Genomic DNA, 323 nt, shown 5'->3' on the forward strand with positions numbered 1-323 from the left:
TGTCCATCACCGTGACCGCGAGCACGATCGGCTTGAGGCGGGGGCCCTCCCAGGGGGGGCAGGGCACCCCCCGCATGTAGCCCCCGAAAGGCCCCCGGCTGGGGTCGCTTTCGGACTCCCCGTGCCGTCCGTCAGGGGGCGCCACGGGGGGCCCGAGAGCGCCCCCAGCCCCGACCGCTTGGAGGGCTACATGCGCGAGGGCCCCTGCCCCCCCGGCGAGGCCCCCCGCCTCAAGCCGATCGTGCTCGCGGTCACGGTGATGGACAGCTCCATCGCCGACGTCGCCGCGATGTCGATCAGCGAGTGCGCGGACTTCCTGGGCC

The 323-nt window shown here is 74.6% G+C and carries 1 pseudogene; it reads left to right on the forward strand.

The features are described from left to right. Window positions 1-106: 106 nt before the first annotated feature. Window positions 107-323 (forward strand): annotated as a pseudogene (locus ADK55_RS22600) (hypothetical protein); the annotation flags it as partial.

The organism is Streptomyces sp. WM4235 (genome assembly GCF_001279725.1).
Classification (GTDB): Bacteria; Actinomycetota; Actinomycetes; order Streptomycetales; family Streptomycetaceae; genus Streptomyces.